Here is a 10162-nt window from a genome sequence, read left to right as displayed (position 1 = left end):
AACCGACGACGACGGCAAGCTCAAGAAGGTCGACAGGCCGCCCGTGCACGAGATGGTCGGTGATCTGTGTCAGGAGAACGAGAAGCCAGACCGTTGCCGCCGCCGCAGCGAGGTATCGTCCCCAGGGCTGACGCGCGAGCAGTCCGAGAAAGGCCGCCGTGTGACCGATCCACGCCAGAATCAGAACGGCATACTGTATCTGGTTCGACAGACCCTCCCCTGTGATAAGACCTGCAACGACCAGAAACAGTCCTGCAAATGCTACGATTCCCGTCGACGCGACTGCGATGATTATCGAGATCGGCCAGGTCGTGCGCTGTCCACGCTTTGCTCCCGCCTTTCGCGCCACACGGCTCGCGCCCCATATCGCCAGGTGGCCCACCCCCCAAACGATCAACACCACGGGCAAGAACAGAATTCCCGGGGGATGGCCGCCGGTCGCCGTCGCGAAGATGTACGACACGACAAGTCCCGGGATCGCCCAGACCAGGTGAAAGACCCTGACAATCAGCCGGAATCCTGGTAGCTCTTCTGTCATATATCTCCAGTGTTCGGACACAATCCCCAGTGTACGAAATACCGACAGGAATACGACGACAGGCAACGCACGCGGCTCTTTTCTGCAGGTCCCGGACGAGGTATCTTTCCATGCCGATCGCCCACTCACATAATGCTACTCCCCAACTCTGGCGGGATACAGGACCAATGAACACAGCCAACACATCCACCCGAAATCTCTCCCGCGCAGTCTCAATGGCACTCATCGCCTTAGTGGCATTCGGTCCGGCGTGTCAACCGCCTACGCCGGACCCCGCGGCGCTGGCCATCGACGTTGCAACCGAATACGTGGATGGCTACTACAACCAGTTCCCGGAGGAAGCCTTCGAAGTCGGCTACCCGAACACGCCAATGGATCGCTTCGGCGACCGGAGCCTCGCGGCCCTGCAAGCCTGGGAGAGCCGTGAGGATGCCTGGCTTGCGACGCTGGAATCGATCGACCCCGGCAGCCTCGAAGGCACTGAAGCGGCTATCCCATACGCGTTCGCACGCTGGCGCCTCGAGGCTACTCGGGCTCGGCGTGTCTGCCGCACCGAACTGTGGAATGCGAGTCCCACTTTCTCCGGTTGGCAGAGTATTCTCCCCTCGTCGCTGAGTCAACAGCCGGTCGGCACGGACAAAGCACGCAAAGATGCGTTGTCCAGGCTGAACGATATCCCAAGGTATCTGGATACGGAGGTCGAGAACCTGCGAGAGGGAGTGCGTCTGGGTTTTTCGGCGCCGAAGACGAACGTCGAGGCCTTGCTTCGTCAGATGGACGAACTGCTGGCAACAGCCCCGGAGGACTCGCCGTTCTACAGTCCGGCGGAACGCGATGACTCAGCCGCATTTGCCGAAAATGTGCGTGCGGCCATAGCCGATAACATATTTCCCGCAGTAACCCGCTACAGGGACTATCTCAGAGACGAGTATCTGGCGGCGGCGCGTACTGATATCGCCGTGTCGTCGGATCCAGGCGGCATCGACTGCTACAGAGCGTCGATCCGTTTCTTCACGTCACTCGATCTGTCGCCCGAGGAAATCCATCAGAACGGACTTCGACAGATGGAGCGGATTCAGGCCGAGATTCGCGAGATCGGGCGTCGGAGCTTCGGCGTCGAAGATCCGAAAGTTCTATTCAGGCTTGTCAAGATGGACCCGCGATACACGTTCCGCACGGAAGACGAGATTCTTGACTACGCGCGCGCAGCGGTCGATCGTGGCAAGCAGGCCGTACCCGACTGGTTCGGATTCGTACCGACCGCAGAGGTTGTCGTGCGACCCTTCCCGGCATTCATGAAGGCTTCGGGAGGCGGCTTCTACAGCGCCGGATCTGCGGATGGCACACGACCCGGAACGTACGAGCTGGGTACCTACAGACCCGAAACGATTAGTAAGGCGGGTCTCGAGGCGACCGCGTTTCACGAGACGTACGCCGGGCACCATATGCAGGTGTCTGTCGGGCTCGAGCGGGCGGGACTGCACCCCGTACTCCAGTTCTTTTTCTTCTCGGGTTCGGGTGAGGGCTGGGCGCTGTACACCGAACGACTGGCCGACGAGATGGGCGTCTATTCGGGCGATGTGGATCGGCTCGGGATGCTGTCGAACGAGGCGTTCCGCGCTGCGCGGCTTGTCGTCGACCCCGGCATGCACGCCCTTGGCTGGTCGCAGCAAGAGGCGATCGACTACATGATTGATCACACGGCAGAGCCAGAGGCCACTGTCACGTCCGAAGTTAATCGCTACATCGCCATGCCGGCGCAGGCCACGTCCTACCTGACAGGAAGCCTCGAGATACAACGACTGAGAGGAATGGCTGCGGATCGGCTGGGGGATCAATTCGATATCAAGACGTTCCACGACCTGATTATCGCCGACGGGACAGTTACGCTAGGGATGCTTCGGGACAAAGTCGAACGATGGATTGCGGCGTCTCAGGTCGAATGACTTGAAGCGGCAGTGACAGCCGCGGGATGCGTGTGTAATCACAACAACTATCGGAAACCAGCAACGACTATGGCACAAGCCTCGCCCCTCTCCCACCAGGGCGAACTATTTGCAGCATCAACCTCTCGAGAGAGGTTCAAGAGTCCCATCACAAGTCGAAGGGGGCGCGGCGACGTATCGCCGCCGTTGACGTTCGGTGAGCAGTTACCACTTGGCCTCGGTACGGCTCGATCGAACGGTCACGACATCGTACTTGGTGAGTCACGGCAACCATCCATAGCGACAGTTTCGATTCGACGGGTTCGATCGTACCTGCCCACGGGCGCCGAGCCGTTTGTGATGCGTCTTCTGCGCGAGGTCCCGACCGAAGTCGTGCCGGTAGAGTCGCGCGAGTCAAAACACGGCGACTTCACCAAGGAGGCTGGAACTCCGTACGGCCGCATCACGGTGAACGTCTGCGGCAATTCATACCGCTTCCTTTTGACCCTGTTGCATGAGTTGGCGCACGCTCGCGTTGCTGCTCGATACCGGCGTCGGATAAAGCCGCACGGTCCACAGTGGAAGGACGAGTTTGCACGACTGCTCTTCAGACTGTCGCGGCAGCATTTCCTGCCGGGCCGCCTGAGCGGCGCCGTCCACCGCCATGCGCTGGACCCGAAGAGTACCGACGAGTACGACACGGCGCTGCAGCTGGAGCTCCGGCGATACGACACGACCGACCAACGGCTCATGGTCACGGAACTCGATGTGGGAACGAAGTTTTCGCTTGACGGCAACACCGTGTTGCGCCGCGGAGAGTTGATTCGGCGACGCATTCGGTGCACAGGCCCCAAAGGTCAGATCTATTCGGTACTGCCAGTTGCCCGCGTTGAAACAGTGTACGATAGGAAGTAGGCGTGCTGCCGTCTCGGCACTCAACGTCCTCGGGACGACGTTCGCCCAGTCCCACGTCACCTGATCCGATGCTCGGAAGACGCCAGTCGTCTAAACCAGCAATGCGACCAGCATGTGCCCCACCACCGTCATCAGGATGAGAGCCACCGGGTATGCTGCCGCATAACTGATGATGGGTATCTCCGAATCTGTTTTTGATGTCAGCACGCCCAGGCCGGGCGTAGACGTCATCCCACCGCAAACACCGCCCAGCACCTGCAGGAAATTCAGCTTCAGAGCAAAGCGCGCGAGGAGCACGCCTATCGCCATCGGCAGAATGGCGACCGTCACCGCCGCAACGACCAGACTGGTCCCGTGGTCCCTGAGGACTTCCAGCAGCTGCCCTCCGGCTTCAACACCCGCCGCCGCAAGGAAAAAGACGAGCCCCAACTCCATCAACAGCAAGCGTGAAGCACGGGGAATGCTGCCGTAGATCCTTCCAATGCGCCCGAAATGCCCGACCAGCAGCGCGACAAGCATCGGTCCGCCAACCATGCCGAGCGAGAACGACTGCCCGGCCAGTCCGAAGGAGATAGAGCCAACCACTACGCCTACGAGTATTCCAAGCGCGAGCGAAATCAGATCCGTCTGATCGAACGATTTCTCGCGATGACCCGCGAACTCCGCGAACACGGCAAGATCGTCTGGCTTGCCGACCGCCGTAAGGGCGTCACCCCACTGTACAACATCTTCTGGATCCGGTACGAACTCCACCTCGTGCCGGGCGATTCTCGACACGGTGACTCCAAAGCGACTTAGCAACCGAAGTTCGCCAAGGGACGTACCGACAATCTCTCGTGAGGTCGACACCACGCGCTGCTGCTGCCGATCCGTATCCACGACGTAGTCCCGTCGATCACTCTCTCTTCCCAGAAGCGCGATCACGGGCGGAAGACGGAAGGCGCGCCCGATCAGCCACAGATGATCTCCTTCCTGAATAGTGTAGTCCTTTGACACGGGCACGAGACGGTCTCCAACCAGCACCCGGGTGAGCTGGCAATTGGACTCCGAAACCATGTCCAGGTCTGCGACTCGCTTGCCGATCACAGCCGGATTGAGAACCTCAACCAGGACACGTTGGATCTGACGACGGTTCTGTTCGGCAGACGACAGGCTCTTTCCCAGCTCGTCGAGATCCACTGACAGGATGCGCGGCAGAAGCTGTACGAACAGAACTACGCCGAGCACTCCAAATGCATACGCTATTCCGTACCCGACCGCCGCCTGGTTTCCTGCGGGCAGCGACTCCATTACTGCAGCCAGCCCCGGCGTGCTCGTCAGCGCACCTGCGAACATCCCGGCTGCAAGATCGGCCGGTATCTCAAGCAGCCAGGCAACCAGCCATGTCACCACCGCAGCCACCGATACGAGTGCGAACGCCAGCGCGGCCAGCCGCTTGCCCTGCTGGCGGAATGCACGGAAGAAGCCCGGCCCGGCCGTGATCCCAATCCCGTATGCAAAAAGGACGAGGCCCATCGTCCCCACGCCGCCCGAGATGCCGTATCCAAAATAGCCGGCAATCAGGGCGCTGAAGATGACGCCCGACGTTCCCAGCGACAGTCCCGCAAATCTCACGCGGCCCAACAACAGACCCGTCGCAATCACCGCAAAGAGAACCAGAAGCTGATTGTCCATCGATCCAGAGGATGAGTCACAAAGCCGGACAAGGGTCCACATCGGGCAGGCGCAACATAACGCGGACGCAGCCGGCTGTTCCAGGTTTTGATTCCCTGTATTCGACCTTCGCTATCTCTTTATCAAATCTTGAGCGTATCGATACGGAGGCGCGCTAGTTTTCTGCAATCCCCATACCAGCCCCGAAGCAATCCGACGAATCTATGTCTATCCAGCGATCACTGACCCTCGATGGCGTCACCGGGCCAGCTATCCTAAGCTTTGTGTCGGGCATTGGGATGGTGGTATCATCGCTCCTCACCATCGACCATTTCTTTGCCGCCAATTACCCGGAGTCGATCTTCGAGGGCTCGTTCTGTGACATCAGCTCTTTCTTCAACTGCGACAGCTCCGCATACTCTTCGATCTCAGCCGTCTTCGAGATCCCGCTGGGCTTCTTCGGGCTGATCGTCGGCTTGCTTGTCGTGCTGGGCGTCGTTTTCCCATCGGAGGGATTCGAACGCACGAACAAGTCGATCGCGTTTCTGAACGCGGCAGGCGTTATCGCGCTCCTGTTGTACTCGGTCCTTTTCCTGGGCAGCCTCTGTCTTCTCTGCTCCGGATTCTATCTCTTCTCACTGCTGAGTTTTGCCCTGTTCGCGAAGTACGGTCGCATTCAAAAGGGCTCGTTCATGGCGAGGTATTTTCAACCGTCCATCAAACACCTGGTCGTCTTCGCCGTCATGACGGCGCTGGGCGGCTATGGCGTCCGACAGTATCACGTCGTGAAGGAGGAAGCGCAGTCGGGCGGCGTTGCGGCACGCGTCGTCAAACAGTTTTATGGACTGGAGAAAGTCCAGCTTCCCAGTGTCATCTCGCCGCTCTGGAGTGTCCGGTCGACCGAGACGTTTGAGGATGCCCCGATCCACATCGTCGAATACGGAGACTTCCTTTGCTCAGACTGCCTGTTCCTTTCGAATCAACTTGATCGGGCGAAGGAGGAATTTGCCGGAAAGATCAACATCGCGTTTCAGCACTTCCCGCTGGAGGCGAGGTGCAACGACGTAGTCGAAAAGGACAAGCATCCGGGAGCCTGCGAGCTCGCATACCTCTCCTCCTACGACATCGACAACTTCGCGTCGTTCCACGATGAGGTCTTCGCAAACTTTGACGCCGCCAAAAAGCCGGAGTGGCGAGCGGCACTGGCAGAGCGCTACGACATCACAAATGCGCTTACAGACTCGGCGAATATCGCCCTGGTCCATCGCCTGATCCAGACCGGCCGGGAGTATGGACAGACGTCGGCCGAATACGAGTACGGAATCCGCTCTACGCCCACTATGATTGTCAACGGGCGCATGATCATCGGGACGCTCCCCTACACGCAGCTGCGTGCGATATTTCAGGCCCTGGTCGACGAAGCCGAGGGCAACCCGCGATTCATCGAAGCCTGGCAAGACATGGACTAGTCATTCACGACCGCAGTCGAAGCCGTCGGTTCTCCCGCTTGCTCCACCGCGGGCGACTTCCTCCCGGCGAAGGGCAAATAGAGTAGAGCGAGCAACCCAAGGGCGATCACCTCGAGGTACAACAGATACCACGGCCACGCGGGCATCAGATCAATGACACTGGGTGTCGGCGGCCTTCCGTTGACGTACAGATAGTTGCTGCCGATTGCCGCGTTCAGTAGCCCTACAGCCAGGGCGTACAGATTCAATCCAAGGAATACTCGAACGACGGACTGCCGGGTTGGCCTGTATCCCTCCACCGCAACGACGTAGATACCCACGATAAACACCAGGCCATGCGAGATCATGGTCTGAAGAAAACGGAAGTGAGGAAAACCGAAGATACCGGCGTCGGGCGTGAGGAGCGCCTGGACTGAACCGGCGACCCCGAGAAAATACATGAGTTCGTACAGATGCTGATTCGGCCTCACGAGTGCGTACGCACTCAGCCACACCATAACCGAGCACAGGTGAAGAGGCAGCATTTCTTGGATCGTATACACGTCTTCCGTCGCCGCCCACACATGCCATAGCACTTCGTTGAGTACGAGCAGGGCGGCCAGCGTCCGTCGGATAGCGGCATGACGCTCCGTGTCGATGCGCCGGCCTCGCACGACAAGCGCGATACTGATCAGTGCGACAACCACCATTACGACGATGTGCGGAGCGCCGAACAGTTCAAAGGGATCGCCTGAGTAATCGATAGTCCAGAATTGACCCATGTAACGTGCGGGTGCGAGAGGATGGATCGCGTCCGATCGGAGTGACCAAGAAACAAAATTCCAGACTAAGAGCATGCCCCAGCCTCACATCCGCGCTGTGAGAGCCGACGGGCCGCGAAGAACATCGAGATGTCTCTATGATCGAATCGGGGCAGGCAGCCGTATCCGTATTTCCTGCGGCCGTACCGCATGCCTACAGCCAGACACAAACGGACTTCCGCCGCCCGAATGATGCCACGTCTGCGGCACACTTTTGAAACTCGGCCGTTTGATCTCCTTAATCCCGATCTGCCCCGGAACCTGCGTCCCCGTACTGTGCACACGCCCACAACCGAATCATGAGCGCCTCGCTGATACAACTTCTCTTTCTACTCGCCGCCCTGCTGTCGACGCCGAACGCCGACGTTGATCCTCGCATCGATGTTGAGCGATACACATTCCACCTTGAGCTGTTCGATGGTTCCGACTCCATCAAGGGGCAGGCGACGGTAGAGGTTCTGTTTCGCGAAGCCGGTGTCAGGAGCTTCTCGCTTGATCTCGTCGGTCGCCAGATCGGGGGCGCCGGAATGGCGGTAGAATCCGTGTTGATCAATGGCGCCGATGCGAAGTACACCCACGACGATGACAGGCTGAGCATCACGATGGGCGATCCTTCGTCCGTCGGAGACAGACGCACCGTACACGTGGTCTACTCCGGCAGACCCGGCGACGGTCTCATCATATCCACAAACAAGTACGGAGAGCGAACATTCTTTGGGGACAATTGGCCCGATCGTGCCCGCCACTGGCTGCCGGTGGTAGACCACCCCTCCGACAAAGCGCTCATCGAATTCATCGTCACTGCGCCGGATCGATATCAGGTTGTGGGCAGCGGCGCCCTGGTGGAGGAAACAGACTTGAAGGACGGTCGCCGACTGACGCATTGGAGATCGACGAAGCCACTTGCAACAAAGGTGGCCGTCATCGGTGCCGCGAGGTTCGCCGTCAGTCATGTCGACGTGTTTGAGGGAGTTCCTATCCAGACCTGGGTATACCCTCAGGACAAAGAGGCCGGCTTCTACGACTACGCCCTCGCAGAGCCCGTACTTCGTTTCTTCGTCAGCCGTCTGGGCAGATTCCCTTACTCCAAGCTCGCGAATGTCCAGTCAAAAACCAGATATGGCGGGATGGAGAACGCGAGTAACATCTTCTACAGTGAAGCATCGGTCACGGGAACGCGATCGAGTGAAGAACTCATAGCGCATGAGATTGCCCACCAGTGGTTTGGCGACTCGGTTACCGAGATCGACTGGCCCCACATCTGGCTCAGCGAAGGTTTCGCAACGTATTTAACCGCTCTCTACGTCGAGCACACGTACGGGCATGATCGATTCGCCGACCTCATGAGCCGCAATCGCGAGACGGTCGTCGCGTTCTCCCGACGGGTTCAACTTCCCGTGATCCTTGACCCGGCACCGGGCAATCTGCTGGAGTTGCTCTCTCCGAATTCATATCAGAAGGGCGGCTGGGTCCTGCATATGCTCCGGTCTCAAGTTGGTACCGAGGTCTTCTGGGATGGGCTGCGGACCTACTACGAGAGATACTCCGATGGCAATGCGTCGACTGAAGATTTCCAGAATGTGATGGAGGACGTAAGCGGTCTGGATCTCGAATGGTTTTTTGAGCAGTGGCTGAAGCGACCCGGTCAGCCCGCCTTCGAAGGAGCGTGGTCGGTCGATGCTTCGTCAGGAGAATTGAGAGTTGAGCTTTCGCAGGTGCAGGACGGGCAGACGTTCAAGGTACCGGTCGAGTTCGGCATCTATTCGTCGACATCGATGGATCCGATAATCGTCTCGGCCGAGGTTGACGAGCGGAGCGAATCCTTCTCATTCTCTCTCGATTTCAACAGGATCGTCGACGTGCGCATGGATCCCCACACCAGGCTGTTGATGCATGCGGATTTCGGGCCCCGATAAGACACGCCGGGCTGCATGCCTGAATCGAGACGCGTACATTTACTAGCGAAATCATGCTTCTAAATGGGCTGACTCGTGTCTGGAATTGGCTCGATTCTCCTGGCATTGGCAATACTCCTCGGCGGCTGCTCCTCCCAGGAAGACGATGACCCGGGCTCACTTCTTCTGGATTACGAGGGAGAAATACCCGGAGCCGCCGTGCTTGTGGTGAAGGACGGAAAGGCACTGCTTTCTCGTGGCGTCGGCCTCGCGAACATGCAAACCGGCGAGCGTGTAACGGCACAGACAAATTTCAGACTCGCCTCCGTCACAAAGCAGTTCACCGCCACCGCGATTCTTTGCCTTGTGGAAGATCGCAAGCTCACGCTCGAAGAGAATCTCGTAGATATCTTCCCCGGCTTCCCGGAGTATGGCCGTGACATCACGGTGCGGCACCTCTTGACGCATACGTCCGGGCTTATCGACTATGAGAATCTGATACCCGGGTCCGAGACGACTCAGGTTCTCGATTCCGACGTCCTCGAGATGATGATTGCCCAGACCTCGACCTATTTCGCTCCCGGTAGTGAATATCGCTACAGCAACGGAGCTTATGCCGTGCTGGCGATGATCGTCGAGGAACGATCGGGACTATCATTCCCCGAGTACTTACACGACAACATCTTTGAACCTGCCGGGATGGACAATACCGTCGCTTTCCTCAATGGCGTGAATGTCGTTGAGAACCGCGCACGGGGTTACACGGTCGACGGTACCAACATTACGGATTCCGATCAGAGTGTCACCAGTGCCGTTCTTGGAGACGGAGGTATCTACTCCTCGATCGACGACATGCTGGCATGGGATTCTGCGCTTTACGGCGACAAGGTACTGTCGGCCGAAATGCGCGAGCTGGCAGTGACTCCGGCAACCCTCGACGACGGGAGTAAGACCGGGTACGGATTTG

General features: G+C 58.7%; 8 protein-coding genes. 5 read left to right on the top strand and 3 right to left on the bottom strand.

The window, feature by feature from the left end; all coding sequences use genetic code 11:
• Positions 1-538, bottom strand: a 538-nt coding sequence (locus HKN37_09720) for a hypothetical protein (GenBank protein NNE46922.1), incomplete at its 3' end; no start/stop codon positions are given.
• Between the two features lie 215 nt (positions 539-753).
• On the opposite strand from HKN37_09720, the gene HKN37_09715 reads away from it, so the two are divergent.
• Together HKN37_09715 and HKN37_09710 are read left to right on the top strand one after the other, a co-directional pair.
• On the top strand, positions 754-2484 hold the full coding sequence (locus HKN37_09715; GenBank protein NNE46921.1) for a DUF885 domain-containing protein: 1731 nt from the start codon (positions 754-756) through the stop codon (positions 2482-2484).
• A gap of 69 nt (positions 2485-2553) precedes the next feature.
• Entirely contained in the window at positions 2554-3378 is an 825-nt protein-coding gene (locus tag HKN37_09710; protein ID NNE46920.1) for a hypothetical protein, read from the top strand.
• Between the two features lie 90 nt (positions 3379-3468).
• Here HKN37_09710 and HKN37_09705 read toward each other — a convergent pair whose 3' ends face one another.
• Complete coding sequence (locus tag HKN37_09705; GenBank protein NNE46919.1) at positions 3469-5052, bottom strand: hypothetical protein; 1584 nt, start codon at positions 5050-5052, stop codon at positions 3469-3471.
• A 203-nt stretch (positions 5053-5255) separates the two neighbouring features.
• Here HKN37_09705 and HKN37_09700 point away from each other — a divergent pair, with 203 nt between their 5' ends.
• On the top strand, positions 5256-6500 hold the full coding sequence (locus HKN37_09700; protein ID NNE46918.1) for a thioredoxin domain-containing protein: 1245 nt from the start codon (positions 5256-5258) through the stop codon (positions 6498-6500).
• On the opposite strand, the gene HKN37_09695 is transcribed toward HKN37_09700, so the two are convergent.
• Positions 6497-7336 carry a TIGR02206 family membrane protein gene (locus tag HKN37_09695; GenBank protein ID NNE46917.1) on the bottom strand — a complete coding sequence of 280 codons (840 nt, stop codon included), beginning with the start codon at positions 7334-7336 and terminating at the stop codon, positions 6497-6499. The genes HKN37_09700 and HKN37_09695 overlap by 4 nt on opposite strands.
• A gap of 263 nt (positions 7337-7599) precedes the next feature.
• Here HKN37_09695 and HKN37_09690 point away from each other — a divergent pair, with 263 nt between their 5' ends.
• Together HKN37_09690 and HKN37_09685 are read left to right on the top strand one after the other, a co-directional pair.
• Positions 7600-9216 (top strand): M1 family metallopeptidase, encoded by a 1617-nt coding sequence (locus HKN37_09690; GenBank protein NNE46916.1) that lies wholly within the window; start codon positions 7600-7602, stop codon positions 9214-9216.
• Between the two features lie 75 nt (positions 9217-9291).
• Positions 9292-10162 (top strand): beta-lactamase family protein (locus HKN37_09685; GenBank protein ID NNE46915.1); only part of this gene is annotated, 871 nt, incomplete at its 3' end.

The organism is Rhodothermales bacterium, assembly GCA_013002345.1.
GTDB lineage: Bacteria > Bacteroidota > Rhodothermia > Rhodothermales > JABDKH01 > JABDKH01.
Note: the sequence above shows the minus strand (reverse complement) of the source record. Positions and strands in the feature narration are given on the sequence as shown.